This window comes from Paenibacillus sp. oral taxon 786 str. D14 (assembly GCF_000159955.1).
Taxonomy (GTDB): Bacteria; Bacillota; Bacilli; order Paenibacillales; family Paenibacillaceae; genus Fontibacillus; species Fontibacillus phoenicis.
This window is the reverse complement of sequence record NZ_GG695973.1, coordinates 134,803-153,593: the sequence shown is the minus strand read 5'-3', so window position 1 is coordinate 153,593 and position 18,791 is coordinate 134,803. Positions and strand designations below refer to the sequence as shown.

The following is an 18,791-nucleotide window of genomic DNA, read 5'->3' as shown; positions in this document are numbered from 1 at the left end:
GGTGCTCTGTAATCACTAATAATGATATCAGATATCTTTATCAATCATTATACATAATTAAAAACCTCCGACACAATACAAATCATGAAACTGACGCCTAAGGAGGAAACGACAACGTGAATATATACAAATATACCGGTCTGCTGTTGCTGACCACTTTCTTGATGGGGACGGCGTATCCGGCTGCCAAGCTGGGGATGATGCATACCACCCCGCTCATGCTGATGGGGCTCCGCTTTTTGTTCGCCGGGGGATTGCTCGCCGTATTCAGCGCCAAAAGACCTCAACCGAGAGGTGCGAAGTCTTGGCTGCAAATTTTGCTGCTCGGTTTGTTCCAATCGGTTGGGGTGATGGGCTTCACCGCCTACAGTATGCGTTGGATCACCTCTGGGGAGTCGGCGATCATCTCAAGCACCAGCCCGCTGATGCTTATCCTTTGGGGGGCTTTGATGGGTACAGCCTATCGCGTAAGGCAATGGTTTGGCGTGGTAATTGGGTTTATCGGCGTTGTCATCACCTTTGGGATACACTTGAGCGTAAACCCCGGCATGGTCTTTGCCTTGGCGGGAGCAGCCAGCTTCACGGTTGCCACGTTGATCATTAATCACATCGGTCCGGCGTTTGACAAAAGAGTGCTGGCCGCCTACCAAATGCTGCTCGGCGGCGTGATGCTGATCTTCAGCTTTGCAGGGGAGAAACCAAGCTTTGAGCTGAACCTTACGTCGGCGTCTGTGGTTCTTTGGCTCGTCCTATTTTGTTTCATTATTCAATTTACGACCTGGTTTTATTTGCTCAGCCATAGCGATCCAGGCAAAACCAGCTTATTCCTGTTCCTTGTGCCGATCTTTAGCGTCATTTTCAGCTGGCTGCTGCTTGGCGAACAGATCTCGTGGTACGTCTATCTTGGCGGAGCTTTAACCTGTGTGGGGGTATTCTTGGTGAATTGGCAGGGGAGCATTAACAGCCAACCGGCTCAAGAAAACAAATCGAGTGTACTTCGCATGCAGGAGGAGATGGAAGCATGAGTTACCATAACAAGGTTGTTCTTATTACCGGGGGGGGGTACGGGGATCGGCCGGGCGACAGCGACGCTGCTGGCCGAACGCGGGGTGATTGTTGCCGTCAATTATTCCCGTTCGGAGGCGGAGACCCAAGAGACCGTGCAAGCTATTCAGCAATTTGGCGGCCGGGCGATCGCGATCCGAGCCGACGTCTCAAGCAACGAGGGTCATCTCTATGGTCGCCCAAATCGTCAAGCAATTTGGAACGATCGATTACCTGGTCAATAACGCCAGCATCACCCGGTATATTGCCATGGGCGATCGTAAACGTGGGCAGCATCGCAGGAATCACGGGCAAAGGCTCCTCGCTCCCGTATGCGGTATCCAAGGCGGCGGTGAACGGTTTGACCAAATCGCTGGCCCATGCTTTGGTGCCGGATGTACGCGTGACCGGTGTAGCTCCTGGAGCAGTCAGCACGCGTTGGTGGGTCGGATGAGAGCAGAGGCGGTCGCTAACTTCCCAACTGCCTTTGGACCGAATCGCTGCGCCGGAGGAGATCGCCGCACTCATCTCGTCGGTTCTGGAGCAGCCTTCGATGACAGGACAGATCCTCACCATCGACAACGGGCAAACGATGTAAGAAGATACTCATTATGAAAAAAATCAGCCTTCAGGACCTAACGATAACCTGGAGGCTGATTTTTTGGATTGTTGCTATTGCTCCTTCACATCATACAGCACCCGAGCCAGCAGGTCCTGGCTGTAATTGCCGAAGTTCTTGCCGTAGATGGTCAGGCCGCGCTTGTTGATCGGCTTGTCGGTGACGGCGATGCGGAACGTCAGCTCGCTTTTGTAATCCAGCTTGATCTGTTCCAGCGTAACGTCGGAGATGCGGCATCCGTCGATAAAGCTGCCCTCATTGTTAATGCGGATCAGCTTCAGCATCCCGTACTGGTTCAAGTGCGGCGGCCACCAATCCGGATTAAACGTGCCGCGTGCGTCACCGAAATCCCCCGGACTCGTCCAGAAACCGATTTCGACACCGTTCAAGTAAAAATAGATGTCAGACGGATAGTTATCGCAATACCCGGGCGCCTCGGAGCCCAGCTCCATCGAGAATTGAATTTCCCGGAACGTCTGGTTTGGCTTCAGGTAATTCGGGATGCGGTATTCCAGGAAGCCCTCGGACAACCAAATAATCTCCGAGTCGATTCGCTGCGGATCGGCGAAGTAACGTGGATCGTCGAAATCGCCGATGATGCTGTCCTTCGTAGCCAAACCGCAGGTAGGGACCGCATGATAATTGCTGTAATGGCCCACCTGGATTTCCACTTCGTATAAATTGTCGACATCCTTGCTCCGGAGGTCGACCATCAGCTTGTCTTTGTTCAAATAACAAATCTTCTGAATGCCATGCTTGCCAACAGAAGTATTGATTTCGATCAGGCCGCTTTCCTCCAGCTTCTTGATGTGCATCGTAATCGCCCCGTTGCTTAAGCCCAGCTTGGTAGCCAGGTCGTTGAGGTTTAAGGCCTGATTTTTGGCCAGCAGTTCGAGGATTTGAATCCTGATCTCCGAGCTTAACGCTTTAAAAATGTCGATCCCGCTCATCAAATCCTTAATATAGATCATCGGATATTCGAACCTTCTTCCAATAAATAGTGGGTAGTTTTATTTTAGATAATTATAAACTAACTCAGTCGTTTAATAAAGCATCAAATCAAAAAATGTAAATCAGGTTCAGAAAATAGATTAAATTTGTAGTAAACGCACGCTTAATTTTAAAATATTTTAAACTAAATTTCATTGTTTCATTGAATTTTCAGGCGGTTTTTCAGCATTTTCACGGGGTATGGAATCGTTTGCCTCGTTAATTTTATATAAGCATAAAATGTTTTAGATAAATATATTTACAACCCCAATTTCATATGTTATTTTATACCTGTAAACGGATTCATTCAAGGTTATTCGAAATAATTTAATATTTACTAAAACGGAAGGTGGTCAACATGTCATCAACAGCACCGCGAGCAACGATGGTCATCGACAAAGCCTTTAAAATTGCGGAAGTAGATCGGCGCATTTACGGCTCCTTTATTGAACATTTGGGCCGGGCAGTCTACGGGGGGATTTATGAGCCTTCGCATCCGGAAGCAGATCAACATGGATTCCGAAACGACGTAAAGGAGCTGGTTAAACAGCTGGGCGTCCCGATCATCCGGTATCCCGGCGGGAATTTCGTTTCCGGGTATAACTGGGAGGATGGGGTTGGTCCGGTTGAATCGAGGCCGAAACGCTTGGAGTTGGCCTGGAGGACGGTTGAACCGAATTGGGTAGGCACGAACGAGTTTGCCGGATGGGCCAAAGAGGTTGGTGCCGAAGTGATGATGGCGGTGAATCTGGGGACCCGCGGCGTTGATGCGGCCCGCAACCTGCTGGAATACTGCAACCATCCGGGGGGCAGCTACTGGAGCGATTTGCGTCGCAGCCATGGTTACGAGCAGCCCCATAAGATCCGGACCTGGTGTCTGGGCAACGAGATGGACGGTCCTTGGCAAATCGGACAGAAGACGCCGCAGGAATACGGCCGGCTCGCCTATGAGACGGCAAAGGCGATGCGACTGGTCGATCCCGATATCGAGCTGGTGTCCTGCGGCAGCTCCAGCTCGTCGATGCCAACGTTCCCGGAATGGGAAGCGGTAACGCTGGAGCATACCTACGAGGTGGCCGACTATATCTCCCTGCATCAATACTATGGCAACCGGGACAACGATACGGCGAACTTCCTCGCCCGTTCGATGGATATGGACCACTTCATTCGTACGGTGATTTCCACCTGCGATTATGTCAAAGCGAAGAAACGCAGCAAAAAAACGATGTACCTCAGCTTCGACGAGTGGAACGTTTGGTACCATTCCAACGATGCCGACGCCAAGCTGGAGCCTTGGGGAATTGCGCCGCCGCAGCTGGAGGATGTCTATAACTTCGAGGACGCTTTGCTGGTCGGAAGCATGCTGATTACGTTCCTGCGCCACGCCGATCGGGTGAAGATGGCCTGCATGGCCCAATTGGTGAACGTCATCGCCCCGATCATGACGGAGAATGGCGGGCGGTCCTGGAAGCAGACGATCTATTATCCTTACATGCATGCATCGCTCTTTGGACGGGGCGTTTCGCTGCAGCCGGTTGTCGACTCCCCGGTATACGACGCTAAGGATTATACCGATGTTCCGTATTTGGACAGCGCGGTTGTATATAACGAAGCAGACGAGACGTTGACGATTTTTGCGGTGAACCGCCATTTGGAGGAAGCTCTTGAGCTGGATTGCGATATTCGCGGGTTCGAAGGCTACCGTGTGATCGAGCATCTTGTGCTGGAGCACGAAGACCTGAAGGCCGTAAATACGGCGGACCAGGAAAATGTGAAGCCTCACACCGGAGGAAATGCGGTATGCCAGGACGGTTATGTGAAAGCCTGTTTAGCTAAAGCTTCCTGGAACGTGATTCGCCTGGGTCAAGCGAGAGCTTAAGGAAACCGACGCTTCTGGGAAGCAACTGCTTCATTCACCCTTTGAGACGATGACAACACCTAGCTATCCACAACCGGTGAGCGCTTCTTCGGGTCATCGATTGACCATCGGTTCTACTAGAGAAGTGGGAGATAACCGACTGTAAGTGGAGTGTGTAGATTTTATTTTGTCAGGGAGGGTCAAGGATGAAGAAAAAGGTTTGGATTGTGCTGTTCGTGTTAACGATGGCCACATGGCTGTGGGGCTGCGGCAAGACGTCAACCACAGCGGGGGGAGAAACCTCCGTGTTGGACGGCGGCGCGGGGGAAGACGCGATAGAGCTTTCCTATTGGACGTTCGTGGAACTGCATGGACAACATTTTGAGAAAATGCTGGAGAAATGGAACGCCGCCAATCCGGATCGGCAAATCAAGCTGAACGTCACGGTGATGCCATACGACGACATGCACAACAAATTATCGATCGCCGTGCAGACGGGCGTTGGTGCGCCGGACATCGCCGATATCGAGCTGGGCAAATTCCCGGACTTCTTGGCCGGGACGCCGCAGCTGGTTGAATTAAATGACGTCATCGACCCGTACCGGGACACGATCGTCAAGTCCAGAATCGACCTCTACAGCAAGGACGGCGTGAATTACGGTATCCCGACCCACGTTGGCGCCTCGGTGGCGTTCTACAACACGGAAATTTTAGAAGAAGCCGGAGTGGATTACAAGTCGATTGTGACCTGGGAAGATTTCAAAAAAGCCGGAATTCAAGTGTATGAGAAAACGGGCAAGTACATGGGCACCGCCGATACGAGTGCAACATGGCAGCTTTCCCAGCTGCTGGCACAGCAAGGTGCAGATTTCACCGATGACGCCGGGAACCCGATCGTTAACTCGGAGCCCGTAGTGAAGGCGCTCACCCTGCTGAAAGACCTGCAAGACAACCATGTCATCGCCACCATCGCCGGCGGGCAGCCCGATACGGAGGAAGCGTACGGAGAGTTTAATGCGGGCAACTATGCGACCGCTTTCATGCCGCTGTGGCAAATGTCGAGATACACGAACTATATGAAGGACCTCTCCGGCAAAATCGCGATCGCCCCGATTCCGGTCATCAAAGAAGGGATGCCGCGTTCGGTCGGCGGCGGCGGAACCGGGACGGTCGTGACCAAAACGGCCAAAGACATCGAGCTGGCCAAGGATTTCCTCGCATTCGCCAAATTGTCGGAGGATGCCAATATTGAAATCTGGAATACGCTGGGCTTTGACCCGGTCAACATGGACGTTTGGGAGATGAAGGACGTTACTCATAACCCGGACAACCAGTTTGTCCAATACTTCATTAATAATCCATTTGACGTGCTGAACGACATCAAGGACGAAATCCGATTGATTAAATCCACCTCGGCGTCGCCGACGATCAATAACGTGCTTTGCACGGTGACGTTAAACGAGATTTTTGAAGACGGGAAGGATATCAAGCAAGCTCTGGATGATGCGCAAGCGCAAATCGAGCAGGAGCTGAAGTAATCGAAATAAGCAGCGAGCTACTCCTTCGGGAGTAGCTCTGTTTAAAAAGGGGTAGGGCGATGGTTAAAAAATTCCTTTACTCGCAAAAGGTTGCTCCTTACGTATTTGTGTTGCCGTTTGTGCTCGTTTTCCTCATCTTTTGGGTGTATCCGCTGATCAGCTCCTTTGGGATGAGCTTCCAGAAAGTGACCCTGGGTCAGGAAGCAGCGTGGATTGGCATAGACAACTACGAGAAATTGATGGGCGACGGGGTCTTCCTCAAGGCAGTGACAAACAGCGCCATCTACATGGTCTTAACCTTGGTGATCCTGATCCCGTTTCCGATGTTGTTTGCCGTTTTGATCAACAACAAGTTCATGTGGGCGAGGGAATTTTTCAAGTCCTCGTTTTTCTTCCCGGCGCTGACGTCGGTGGTGGTGGCCGGGACGATCTTCCGACTGATGTTCGGTGAAATGGAAGGGTCGCTCATCAACAGCTTCTTGGGCTTGTTTGGCGTGGAGCCGATCAAATTCCTGAAAGGACAAACGACCGGCTTTATCGCCTTATTGGCGCTGGCGACCTGGAGATGGACCGGGGTAAACATGCTTTACTTCTTATCTGGACTCAAAAATATTCCCGACGAATACTACGAAGCCGCTTCAATCGATGGCGCCTCTCCCATCCAGCGATTTACGAAGATCACGATGCCGCTGTTGAAGCCAACGACGATATATGTCTTAACGATCAGCATCTATGCCGGTCTGGCGATGTTTATCGAAAGTATGATGCTCTGGAACGGCAACAATTCTCCGAAAAATATCGGCTTGACCATCGTGGGCTACTTATACCGTCAAGGGATCGAGAAGAACAATCTGGGGTATGCGGCCGCCGTCGGCATCGTGCTTCTCGTCATTACGATGGTGATTAACCTGACGCAGTTGGCCTTTACCGGCATGTTTAAGAAGGAGGAGGAAGCATGACGAAATCGAAGCGTGGCTTGCTGATCAAGATCGTTTTGTTCGTGTTTTTCGCCTTCCTGTGCGTGCTGGTGCTTCTGCCGTTTTATGCCGTTACGCTGGCTTCCTTTAAGCCTGGGGAGGATTTGATCCGGTACGGGCTGAACCTGAAGTTTGATCTATCGGTCATGAGCTTGGATAACTTTGTTTACTTGTTTACGGGCAATCATTCCTATTTCTTATGGTTTTTCAATTCGCTGCTGCTGACGGTCGTCCAAGTCACGGTGACGCTGCTGGTCAGTGCTACGGTGGCGTACGGGTTTTCGGCTTATGAATTTAAAGGGAAAAATACCCTGTTCATCTGCGTCCTGCTGATCATGATGGTTCCGTTCGAGATTCTGCTCCTGCCGCTGTATACGTTAACGTACGATATCGGGCTGATGAACTCGTATTCGGCCATTATTCTGCCGGGGATCGCCAGCGCGGCGACGATCTTCTTCTTCCGGCAGTATTTGCGGGGAATTCCCCGGGAAATTATCGCCGCAGGACGCGTCGACGGAGCGAGTGAGTACGGAATCTACGTGCGGATCATCTTGCCGGTGATGAAGCCTTCTTTTGCCGCGATGGCCATTCTCAACGGTATGAACAGCTGGAACAACTTCCTGTGGCCGTTTATGGTGCTCAGCGATGCCAATAAATACACGTTGCCGATTGGGCTCAAGACGCTGCTAACCCCTTACGGGAACAACTATGATTTGCTGATTGTTGGTTCCTTTTTCTCCATCATTCCGATCTTCATCTTGTTTGTTGCCTTCCAAAAATACTTTATCGACGGGATGACGGCAGGAGCGGTGAAAGGATAGAACGGCCCTGCGCTGCGGACGTTTGCGGACGGCTTCAGCGCCGGCCGATTTCATATCATATTAATTATTCAAAACGGGGGAAGAAACATGAAAACGAAGTGGTTGTATTTATCTTTGGTTTTAGTTCTTTTAAGCGTGACAGTACTATCTGGATGCAGCAGCGGCTCGGACAAGAAGACGATTACTTTCTGGACGCCGTTAACCGGCGATGACGGAGCTTACATGGATCAATTGGTCAAGGATTACAACGCTACCAATCCCGAGTTCAAAGTGAAGCATGTGATTACCGCAGACATGTATACCAAAATTTCCACGGTGCTCAACTCTGGCAAAGGGGTTCCTGATTTGGCGATCATCCACGCGGACCGTGTTCCCGGCTTTGTGAAGCAAGGCGTGCTGGAACCTATCGGCGGTGCGATTGCCGCGCAGCCGGAAATTAAGGAGGAGAACTACCTTCCGCAGGCTTGGGCGACGGGGAACATCGATGGCACGCAGTATACCGTTCCGCTCGACATTCATAGCAACACGATGTATTACAACAAGGATCTGCTCAAGAAGTACAACGCGGAATCCTTCTTGGACGACGACGTGGTTACCATCGACGAAATGCTGTCGCTTCAAGGCAAGCTGGAGGATGGTGATTACGTTGTCAATGATGCGCTGCTCGGCTGGGTGATTTTAGCTCAAGTGCAAAACCTGGGAGGAGACATCCAAGAAAACGGCAAGCCGGCTGTGAATACGCCGGTGATGAGACAAGCCTTCGAAGAGGTGAAGAAAATTGCCGATGCCGGGTTGATGACCCCATTTGGCGAAGACGGCTACTTAATGTTCCAATCCGGCAACGTCTTGTTCTCGACGGACGGTACTTGGAGTTCTACGGCCCATGCTGCGGTTGAGGGTCTAAACTTCGGGGTGACGAACATCTATTCTCCGACGCCGGACAAGTTCACGAACCGCGCTTCGTCCCACCTGTTTGCGATGCTGAAAAATGACGATCGATCGGATGAGAAAGAAGCCGGCATCGGCGCTTTCCTGGAATTCATCCGCGCGAACTCCTTGGAATGGGCGAAAGCAGGTCAAATCGTGGCGAGTAAACAAGTGATCGAAAGTCCGGAATATCAGCAATATATGCAATCCTTCTTCACCTCCAATGAGAAGGAGACCCAGTCCCTTTATATTTATACCTACGAATATTACCCTTACATCGCCGAAGCGGTTGATACCTATTGCGCGGATATCGTTCGCGGCAACGTCGATCTGGATGATACGCTGCAGACGATGCAGAAGTTCGTCGAGGACAAGATTGCCGAGAGCACTACGGGCAGTGCAAGCTGAGCCTGCGTTCTAGATAAACAGAAAGAAATCATGTGCCGGAACGATGCGTCTGGCACATGATTTTTCCAAAAGGAGATATGGAAAGGCGATGAACAAGAAATCCTTTGCGCCGTTTTTCTTTGTGGGTCCGCACCTGGTTTTGTTCCTGATCTTCATTCTGATTCCGACCGTATACGGGATATATGCTTCGTTTACTCAGTGGAACTTGATGAACGATCCGACCTGGGTCGGATGGGCTAACTACAAAACGATCCTATTTGATGAAACCTCGACCTTCCACACCCAATTCGTAAACGGGCTTCGGAATACCCTCATTTTTGTCGTGATCAGCGTTCCGCTGTTGATCGTCATCCCATTGTCGGTGGCCGTCGCCTTGGAGCATAAGAAGGTCAAATTGAAGGGCATCATCCAGTCCATTATTTACATTCCGGGCTTGATTTCCATTTCCGCTGCCGCTTTGATCTGGCTGCTTATCTTTAACAAACAGCTGGGGATTACGGGGAACATCTTCCATTCGCAGGTCGCTTGGGCGGCGACGCAGCCTTATGCTTGGATCATTATTTTTGTGATCACCGTATGGGGCGGGGTTGGCGGGAACATGATTATTTACCGCGCCTCGATTGCCGGGGTATCCAAAGACTTGTACGAAGCCGCCGAGATCGACGGAGCCGGCGCGACCCGGCGATTCTTCAGCATCACCTTGCCGTCGATCCGTTTTCCGCTCATTTATACCTTTGTCATGACCACTGCCGGGGCCTTTAACGTCTTTGGCCAACCTTTAATGATGACGGATGGCGGACCGCGGCAATCGACGCATGTTCTCATGATGTACATCCGTCAATTAGCGTTTGGTCATGGCGAATCGATTGCCGGCATGGCATCCGCGATGGCGGTGCTGCTAGGCATGGTCATTTTGGTCATTTCGGCGCTGCAGTATTACGTCATGAACCGAAACGCCAATTGACGCATCCTGTGATGGATTATGGAAACGAGAGGTAAGGTGTAAATCAAGATGTCGAAGAAAATCAGCATATCGAAGTATATCGCATACCTGTATTTGATCCTCCTGTGCGTCATTTGGGTCATTCCCGTGTTATTTGGGATTTCGACTTCCTTCCGCTCCCAATCCGAAGTGGTGTCAACGGGCTTCCGTTTGCTTCCCGTGGAATGGATCCTGGACAATTACGTGACGATTCTGGAGAATACGTCCACGGCTCCGATCCTGCGCTGGCTGACGAACTCCGTATTCATTGCGGTGACACATACGTTCCTCGTGATCGTGATCATCTCCATCACGGGTTACGGGTATGCTCGAATGAACTTTAAAGGCAGAGACACGCTGTTTTTTACATTGCTGGGCATTTCCTTCTTTCCGGGAGTCGTCAACATTATCCCCTCTTACAAAATCATCGATATTTTCGGCTGGGTGAATACCGCATGGGCGATGATTATTCCGGGTTTGGCGGGTATGGGCAACATCTTTCTGGTCAGGCAGTTTCTGAAAGGGATTCCGACCGACCTGGATGAATCCGCCCGGGTTGACGGGGCCGGAGATTTTCGGATCTACTCGTACATCATCCTGCCGCTTATCAAGCCGATCCTCATCGTTTGCGGCCTGTTCTCATTTGTCGGCTCCTGGAACGACTTCCTCTGGCCGGTCATCGTCTATACCGACGTGGACAAAATGCCGGTGACTGCGGGACTGCTGCTGCTTCAGGATATCTACGGCAACTATCGCATGATCGGACAGCTTATGGGTTCGGCCATGTTGGCCATCATTCCAACGCTGCTGCTGTTTGTTTTTGCGCAAAAATACTTTATTCAATCGATCAATCTGAATTCAGGCATTAAAGGATAAATGAATTTAGGGTGGAGGAAAAACCGTGAACAACAAAGTGATCATTCAAACGGACGTGACGAAAGCGGTCATCAACAAAAATATTTACGGTCATTTTGCCGAGCATTTGGGCAGATGCATCTATGAGGGGATTTGGGTCGGAGAAGATTCCCCGATTCCCAACACGCAAGGGATACGTAACGACGTGCTGGAGGCGTTGAAGCGGATCAAGGTTCCGGTGCTTCGTTGGCCCGGCGGATGTTTTGCGGATGAGTATCACTGGAAGGACGGCGTAGGCCCGAGGGAAGCCCGCAAGCGGATGGTCAACACCCATTGGGGCGGCGTTATCGAGAACAATCACTTCGGGACGCATGAATTTATGCTGCTATGCGAGCTGCTGGAATGCGAGCCGTATATTTGCGGGAATGTGGGGAGCGGCACGGTTCAAGAAATGTCCGAATGGGTCGAGTATATGACATTTGACGGCGAATCCCCGATGGCGAATTGGCGTAAGGAGAATGGCAGGAGCGCGCCGTGGAAGCTGACCTATTTTGGCATCGGAAATGAGAATTGGGGATGCGGCGGCCACATGCGTCCGGAATATTACGCCGATTTGTATCGCCGCTATCAAACCTACGTCCGCAATTATGGGGATAACCGGATATATAAAATCGCCGGCGGGGCCAATGTGGACGATTATCGCTGGACCGAAGTGCTGATGCAACAGGCCGGCGGGCTCATGGACGGGTTAAGCCTGCATTATTACACGATTCCCGGCGATTTCTGGCTGGGGAAGGGTTCGGCGCTGGATTTTTCAGAGGACGAGTGGTTCGTGACCATGAAAAAAGCGCTGCACATGGACGAATTAATTGCGAAGCACAGTACGATCATGGATCGGTACGATCCCGAGAAGCGTATCGGCTTGATTATCGATGAGTGGGGCACTTGGTACGACGTTGAGCCGGGCACGAATCCGGGATTTCTGTATCAGCAAAACACGATCCGTGACGCACTGGTGGCCGGGCTTCACTTCAACATCTTTCATCATCACGCCGACCGGGTGCAGATGACGAACATCGCCCAGACCGTCAACGTCCTGCAAGCGATGATTTTAACAGAAGGTGAGCGGATGATCCTAACGCCGACGTATCATGCGTTTGATATGTTCAAGGTCCATCAAGGAGCAGAGCTGTTGTCGACCGAGTCATCGCTGGTTGCTTCGGCGAATGGCGACGACACACTTCCGGCCCTGTCGGTGTCCGCCTCGAAGAACGCCCAAGGCGACATTCAGATCAGCTTGGTTCATATCGATCCGAGACAGGCTGCGGAGGTCAGTCTCGAGTTGCGAGGAAATCACGCGGAATGGGCTTCGGTTTCGGGAACTTTGTTAACGGCTGCAACGATGAATGCACACAATACGTTTGAGCAACCGGATGTGGTTACGCCGGTTCCGCTCCGGGACGTTCACGTAGCCGGTGACACGCTGCACGTGAAAATGCCGGCCATGTCACTGGTAACCTTGATCATCAAATCATAACCTAAACCTTATGAAGGAGGGAAGTCCGTTGAAAAGTATGGTTAAGTGCCTGGGTTTACTCTTGATCTTCACGATGCTCATCCCTGCCGAAGGGTGGGCGAGCAGCGGCGATACGGATGCCGGGAAACGCGGGGCAACGGAAAGCGAGAGTGCGGGAGGGGCCTCGGGGAAAAAGCGACCGCCCGCGTTTACCAATGTCTCGGTCCACGATCCGAACATCGTCAAGGCCGGCTCGACCTATTATGTCTTTGGGTCGCATATCGAAGCCGCCAAATCAACCGATTTGATGAATTGGACGACGTTTACCAACGGCTATCAAACCCCGGGGAACGTGATCTACGGCGATCTGTCTCAAAATCTGGCCGGTTCGTTCGCTTGGGCGGGAGAGGACGATGCCGACAGTAAAGGCGGGTATGCGGTCTGGGCGCCGGGCGTGATCTGGAATGAGAAATACCGGAATGCGGACGGAACGAGGGGCGCTTATATGATGTATTACAGCGCTTCGTCCACCTATATCCGCTCCGCGATTGGTTATGCGGTATCCAAAAATATCGAAGGCCCCTACACCTACGTGGACACGGTTATTTACTCCGGGTTTACGAAGGAGACGGCGTATGACGAGAACAGCCGGGTCGATAAGAAGTGGACGAATACGAACCTCAAGCAGCTGGTGGACCAGGGAAGGCTGAAGGAGGCCAATCCGAATTGGTTTAACAGCGACGGTTCCTATAATAATGCCATGTATCCGAACGCAATTGACGCCGCTTTGTTCTTCGATAAGGACGGCAAGCTGTGGATGACGTACGGCTCCTGGTCCGGCGGAATCTTTATCGTCGAGTTGGATCCGGTCACCGGTCAGGTGAAATATCCTGGCAAAGACGGCACAACGGCTGACGGACGCCTTGTAGACCGCTATTTCGGCACCAAAATTGCCGGAGGCTATACGAAGTCCGGCGAAGGGCCCTACATTTTATACGATAAAACTTCGGGATACTACTATTTGAACGTTTCCTATGGTTGGCTGGGGGCGAACGGCGGCTACAACCTGCGGCAGTTCCGGGCGAAACGTCCAGACGGCCCTTATCTCGATGCGGCCGGACAAAATGCCGTGCTGCCCAGCGATACGGATAACGCGCCGTACGGCATCAAAATGGTCGGCAATTTCCTGTTCGACCGCAAAATAGGCGATCCCGGCACGGGAATCGGTTACGGTTATGCTTCGCCAGGGCATAACTCGCTATTTTATGACGAGAAGACGAAGCGATATTTCTCGGTGTTCCATACTCGCTTCCCGCAACGGGGAGAGGTTCACGAAGTCAGGGTGCACCAGCTGTTTATGAACCAAAACGGGTGGCTGGTCATGGCACCGACGCGTTACGCCGGGGAATCCCTGCAGAAAGTGACGGCCTCCAAGGTGGTCGGCAACTATCAGTTCGTGAATCATGGGCTTGGCTATTCCGGTGAGGTCCCTACTTCGGTCCACCTTACTTTGAACAAAGACCATACGATTTCGGGTTCGATAACCGGAACCTGGAAGCTAAACGGCTCCTATGGAGCGGAGCTGACCCTTGAGGGAGTAACTTACCACGGCGTATTCGTCAAAGGCTGGGACGAGAACCAAGGGCGGGAGACGATGACCTTTACGGCCATCTCTCGCGAAGGCACCGCCATTTGGGGCATTCAGCAGCCGGAGATGAACGACCGCCAGGTCGTTAAGGCGGTGCAGGAAGCCTTAACGCTCGGCGATACCAGCAAAGTCATGAACAACCTGACATTGCCATTGGAAGGGACGCATGGGGCTCAAATCGTCTGGTCCACCTCCGATCCAGGCGTCATTTCCGAGACCGGGGTCATTCACCCGCCCGATGCGGGAGAAGCCGATGCTCCCGCTACGTTAACCGCAACGATCACGAAGGGGAAAGCGAAAGCCGTCAAGACGTTTGAGATCGTCGTTGCTCCGATTGATCTTAACTATGGACTGCGAGCCCACTATCGCTTTGAGGGGAATTTATCGGAGGTCGAAGGACGGTTTGGCGATGGAGCGGTGACCGGGGCAAAGCTTGATACCGAAGGCGGAGCGATCACTTTTACGGATGGAGTGCAGGGGTTAGCCGCCGAGTTTGATGGTACATCCGGCATTCGGCTGGATGACAGTCTGATTCAAGGGAACCGTTATTCGGTTTCCCTCTGGTTGCATCCGCAGCAATTTACCCAATTTACGACCAGTTTCTTTGGGGCGAAATCCAATACAAGCTGGATCAGCCTCGTGCCGGATTCCTGGGATCATAACACGATGCTGTGGTCCGGTGAAGCCTGGTATGACGGGACAACGGGTTCGCGGATCTCGGCGGGAGCGTGGCATCACGTAGCCTTTACCGTCGATGCCGGGAACGTGAAGGTGTACGTTGACGGGGAACTGAAGTTTACGGGAACGGGATTCCCGGATATCTTCACGGATAATCAAGGTATGTTCAGCCTAGGGGTGAATTGGTGGGATCCCCCTTTCCAAGGGAAGATGGATGAACTCCGGGTTTACGACGTGCCGATTCCAGAAGCGGTGGTCCGCAAGCTGTATGAGGAAGGCCAGAGCGTAACGAGATGACAGAAAGAGAAGGAGAAACCAAGATGAAGAACACGCAGGAATATCGAAATCCAATCGTGGAGCAACGGGCGGATCCATGGGTTTATAAGCATCAGGACAGGTATTATTACTTTACGGCTTCGGTACCTGAGTATGACCGGATCGAAATTCGCCGGTCCAAGACGCTGCAAGGATTGGGGGATGCCAAGCCGGTGGTGGCCTGGCGCAAATATGATACCGGCCCGCTGAGCGCCAATATTTGGGCTCCGGAAATCCATTTTATCGACGGAAAATGGTATATCTATTTTGCCGCCGCGCGAACGACCGAGACGAACGAAGGATTGTTTGATCACCGAATGTACGTGCTGGAGAACACCTCCGCCAATCCGCTTGAAGGCGTATGGGAGGAGAAAGGGCAAGTCCGTACGCGGTGGGAGTCGTTTGCATTGGATGCGACGACGTTCGAGCACCGGGGGGAACGGTATTACGTTTGGGCGCAGAAGGACCCAGGTATCGAAGGCAACTCCAACCTCTACATCTCCCGGATGAGCAACCCTTGGACGTTGACCGGGGAGCAGGTCATGATCTCCACGCCGGAATACGATTGGGAAACGATCGGCTTCAAAGTAAACGAGGGACCGGCCGTACTGAAGCGGAACGGGCGTATATTCATCAGCTATTCGGCCAGCGCCACCGACCATCATTATTGTATGGGCCTGCTCACCGCGGACGAATCGGCAGATTTGCTGAACCCTAGCTCCTGGTCAAAATCGCCGCTTCCGGTGTTTGCGACCAATGAAGCGGCGGGACAGTATGGACCAGGTCATAATAGTTTTACCGTCTCGGAGGACGGGCGGGACGTATTGGTCTATCATGCCCGGAATTACAAGGAGATCGACGGTGACCCGCTGTACGATCCGAACCGGCATACCCGGGCCCAAATTCTGGAATGGAACGAGGATGGCACGCCAAACTTCGGAGTGCCGCTACCCGACTCGGTCCGCACGAATCCATAGGTTTGGACTACTCCCGGCGCGCGTTACCCCGGTGCGCGTTACTCCAGCGTGCATTACTCCGGCGCGAGTTCCTAGCGGCACGACGAAGCAGAATGGCTGCTCTACCACTCATCTAGGGATGAGGTAGGGCAGCTTTTTTTGGCGAGGCATCAAAATAGTGCAATAAATGAACAGAATAATGTTTGTGAGCTGTTCGAAAATTAACCTATAATTAAATTGTAAACGCTTTATTTAATGCTGGGGAAAACTAAATTTTTTTCCGGCCGGAGGAATGCAAAATGATTAAAGTGCTGATTGTTGACGATGAACCGAAACTTAGGGAGGGGCTGCGGACCTTTATCGATTGGGGCGCCTATGGCTACGAAGTTGTGGATATGGCGGCTAACGGGAATGAAGCGCTGGAAAAATATCAGCAATATCATCCCGATCTGGTCGTGGCCGATATCCGCATGCCAGGGATGGATGGGCTGCAGTTGATCGAGAAGCTTCGCGCACAAGATCCGAATTTGCATATTTTGATTCTTAGCGGTTACGCAGATTTTAGCTATGCCAAGAAGGCGATGACCCACCGGGCGGATGGTTATTTGCTGAAGCCGGTGGATGAAGATGAGTTGAAGGATTACCTTTGGAAAATCAAGCTGACGATCGACGAAGAGAAAGCATCCGAGCAGTGGAAGCACGTCACAACGGAGTGGAACCGGGAAGCGCTGATCCAGTCCGTACTGACTGGCGAAGACGAAGAGGACCCTACACCGCTGTGCGAGCGGGCTCATGAAGTAGGCATCAGCGGCAAGGTGTTTCAAATTTTGCTGCTAGCCCCGCAAATGGAGGGGGACACCGATGCCCGAATTAACGAGCTGATCCGCAAAGCGTTGGTTCAGCAGTTCGAGGAGACAGGCCGTGGCTGGGTGTTTGCGATCCATTCCAAGTTTGGCGTCCTGCTCAAGGAGCCGCTTCTCTCCGTGGAGCTTGCGGGGATCTATCGCGAGCTTGCTGCCGAGCTGTCCGATTTAGGCATCTGCTATTCCGTGGCGCTTGGCGAGAAGGTGGGATGCATGGCGGAGATTCGGGAATCGTACCGGACGGCATGTGATTTGGTCCGCCGCCATTTCTTCCTTGATCAGGGAACGATCTTAACGCCGGACAGCCTGTCTGCCAGAACGGATGCGGGGGCTGGTGCGAGTGCGGGACCGGAGCTTACGACCGAAGAGCTGGGCGAGCAGCTCTTTTATGCGGTAGATATCGGTAATCGCGATGCCGTAAAATCTCTGCTGCATCAGCTGGGCGAAGCGTATAAGGCTGAAGGTGCGATGGAGAACGAAATAAAGAACCGTTATGTGGAGCTGCTGACCACGATTTTCAGTAAGGCGCTGAAGCAGTCGCCGGAGCTGCAAAATCGCAGCAAAGAGTTTTCCGACGGGTACTCGAAAATCCAAAAAGCCTACTCCATTCTGGAGCTAAACGGGCAGGCAGAGCATCTGCTGCAGCAGATCATGAACCAGCTCGGCGAAGACGGGAAACACCGCGAAGTCAAAATTATGTTGGATCTGATTCACCGGAACTATAACGAAAACCTCAAATTGGAGACGCTCTCCGGCATCTTCAACTATAACAGCGCATATTTAGGCAAATTGTTCAAGAACACGACCGGAGAATACTTTAACACGTACCTCGACAAGGTGCGGATCGAGAAAGCTAAACACTATTTAGAGGAAGGCCTGAAGGTCTATCAGGTGGCCGAAAAGGTCGGATACACCAATGTCGATTATTTTCACAGCAAATTCCGCAAATATGTCGGTACCTCACCTTCCGCATATCGCAAGCAGATGAACCATGCCTGATGCTACTCCATACGGCTCCTTTTTGAAGGGGCACTGATGTGTGTATTGGCCCTTTGCTATCGGGGCATATAGTCCATCGGCGGCGCTCTTCTGACGATTATCCCGTTGAATCAGGGAGTGGAGAAAGAGAAAATAGAAAAGAGAGAATTTAAACTGAAACTGAAACGCTCGGATGAAAAATTAAGAGTCCTACACCAACTGATCCATAAGCCAGCCTGTCCCGAAAATGACCATTCTCGTACGTCTGTACGCCTAGCAGCCCGTTCGTTCAGCAGTGGATTAAGCCGCTGCTGCAATGGACGGGTATTTTTGTTGTCGGGCGATTAACTGACGGTATGGGATCGCTGGAATGGACAGGCACATCTGCAACAGGTTCCGGCGCATCTCTTCCTCGGAAAAGGTCATGCGCAGGTAACGGCGGACGGTGTACTCATTCAAATACGCCTGCAAATGTGTTAGCCCCAAGGCAATATATGTGCGCTTAAGCGAGTTCCATGTGGCTCTTACTTCTTTCCGCAAGGGCAAATACAGCCGATAAGCCAAATGGAACGACTGAACGGTGGAGGTATGGACTTCAATATGATCATGGATGAACGCGGCGAGATCATGTCGGTCGGCACGTTGTCCTCTTTTATGCGATATCAGCTGGATCTTCACCCGCTCCGGCTCGCCATATTCCGTGACCGTGCAGCCGGCTACAACCGCGGTGGCATATGGCTGAGCAGCCGGATGATAACGCGACGAATCATACGCATACTGATCGCAGTTTACCTTCACGTCTCCAGAGAGCAGATTCC

At 52.0% G+C, this 18,791-nt stretch carries 13 protein-coding genes and 2 pseudogenes; 13 read left to right on the top strand and 2 right to left on the bottom strand.

Annotated features, from left to right (window positions below; genetic code table 11):
- The first annotated feature begins 116 nt into the window (after positions 1-116).
- Together POTG_RS07490 and POTG_RS22700 are read left to right on the top strand one after the other, a co-directional pair.
- Positions 117-1,025: a DMT family transporter gene (locus tag POTG_RS07490; RefSeq protein ID WP_009224220.1), complete on the top strand. Its 909-nt coding sequence runs from the start codon at positions 117-119 to the stop codon at positions 1,023-1,025.
- A 6-nt stretch (positions 1,026-1,031) separates the two neighbouring features.
- Positions 1,032-1,642, top strand: a pseudogene (locus POTG_RS22700) (SDR family NAD(P)-dependent oxidoreductase).
- Positions 1,643-1,716: 74 nt separating this feature from the next.
- Here the strand turns inward: POTG_RS22700 and POTG_RS07475 are convergent.
- On the bottom strand, positions 1,717-2,634 hold the full coding sequence (locus tag POTG_RS07475) for an ArsR/SmtB family transcription factor (RefSeq protein ID WP_009224218.1): 918 nt from the start codon (positions 2,632-2,634) through the stop codon (positions 1,717-1,719).
- A 377-nt stretch (positions 2,635-3,011) separates the two neighbouring features.
- Here POTG_RS07475 and arfA point away from each other — a divergent pair, with 377 nt between their 5' ends.
- From arfA to POTG_RS07420, 11 genes are all read left to right on the top strand, one after another.
- The gene (gene arfA, locus POTG_RS07470) at positions 3,012-4,532 is read left to right on the top strand and encodes an arabinosylfuranosidase ArfA (RefSeq protein WP_036644638.1); all 1,521 of its coding nucleotides are present in this window, start codon (positions 3,012-3,014) and stop codon (positions 4,530-4,532) included.
- A 185-nt stretch (positions 4,533-4,717) separates the two neighbouring features.
- Positions 4,718-6,049 carry an ABC transporter substrate-binding protein gene (locus POTG_RS07465; RefSeq protein WP_009224216.1) on the top strand — a complete coding sequence of 444 codons (1,332 nt, stop codon included), beginning with the start codon at positions 4,718-4,720 and terminating at the stop codon, positions 6,047-6,049.
- Positions 6,050-6,108: 59 nt separating this feature from the next.
- Positions 6,109-7,008 carry a carbohydrate ABC transporter permease gene (locus POTG_RS07460; RefSeq protein ID WP_009224215.1) on the top strand — a complete coding sequence of 300 codons (900 nt, stop codon included), beginning with the start codon at positions 6,109-6,111 and terminating at the stop codon, positions 7,006-7,008.
- Complete coding sequence (locus POTG_RS07455) at positions 7,005-7,847, top strand: carbohydrate ABC transporter permease (protein WP_009224214.1); 843 nt, start codon at positions 7,005-7,007, stop codon at positions 7,845-7,847. The genes POTG_RS07460 and POTG_RS07455 overlap by 4 nt, the downstream gene beginning before the upstream one ends.
- 87 nt (positions 7,848-7,934) lie before the next feature.
- A complete protein-coding gene (locus POTG_RS07450) occupies positions 7,935-9,182 on the top strand; it encodes an extracellular solute-binding protein (protein WP_009224213.1) in 1,248 nt (415 codons plus the stop codon).
- An 88-nt stretch (positions 9,183-9,270) separates the two neighbouring features.
- A complete protein-coding gene (locus POTG_RS07445; protein WP_009224212.1) occupies positions 9,271-10,146 on the top strand; it encodes a carbohydrate ABC transporter permease in 876 nt (291 codons plus the stop codon).
- A gap of 48 nt (positions 10,147-10,194) precedes the next feature.
- Complete coding sequence (locus POTG_RS07440; protein WP_009224211.1) at positions 10,195-11,040, top strand: carbohydrate ABC transporter permease; 846 nt, start codon at positions 10,195-10,197, stop codon at positions 11,038-11,040.
- A 25-nt stretch (positions 11,041-11,065) separates the two neighbouring features.
- A complete protein-coding gene (locus tag POTG_RS07435) occupies positions 11,066-12,556 on the top strand; it encodes an alpha-N-arabinofuranosidase (RefSeq protein WP_009224210.1) in 1,491 nt (496 codons plus the stop codon).
- A 37-nt stretch (positions 12,557-12,593) separates the two neighbouring features.
- Positions 12,594-15,158, top strand: a complete 2,565-nt coding sequence (locus tag POTG_RS07430; protein ID WP_036644775.1) for a LamG-like jellyroll fold domain-containing protein — start codon at positions 12,594-12,596, stop codon at positions 15,156-15,158.
- A 23-nt stretch (positions 15,159-15,181) separates the two neighbouring features.
- Positions 15,182-16,153: a glycoside hydrolase family 43 protein gene (locus POTG_RS07425; protein ID WP_009224208.1), complete on the top strand. Its 972-nt coding sequence runs from the start codon at positions 15,182-15,184 to the stop codon at positions 16,151-16,153.
- Between the two features lie 278 nt (positions 16,154-16,431).
- Positions 16,432-17,994 carry a response regulator transcription factor gene (locus tag POTG_RS07420; RefSeq protein ID WP_009224207.1) on the top strand — a complete coding sequence of 521 codons (1,563 nt, stop codon included), beginning with the start codon at positions 16,432-16,434 and terminating at the stop codon, positions 17,992-17,994.
- Between the two features lie 279 nt (positions 17,995-18,273).
- Here the strand turns inward: POTG_RS07420 and POTG_RS24685 are convergent.
- Positions 18,274-18,791: pseudogene (locus tag POTG_RS24685) on the bottom strand (transposase); the annotation flags it as partial.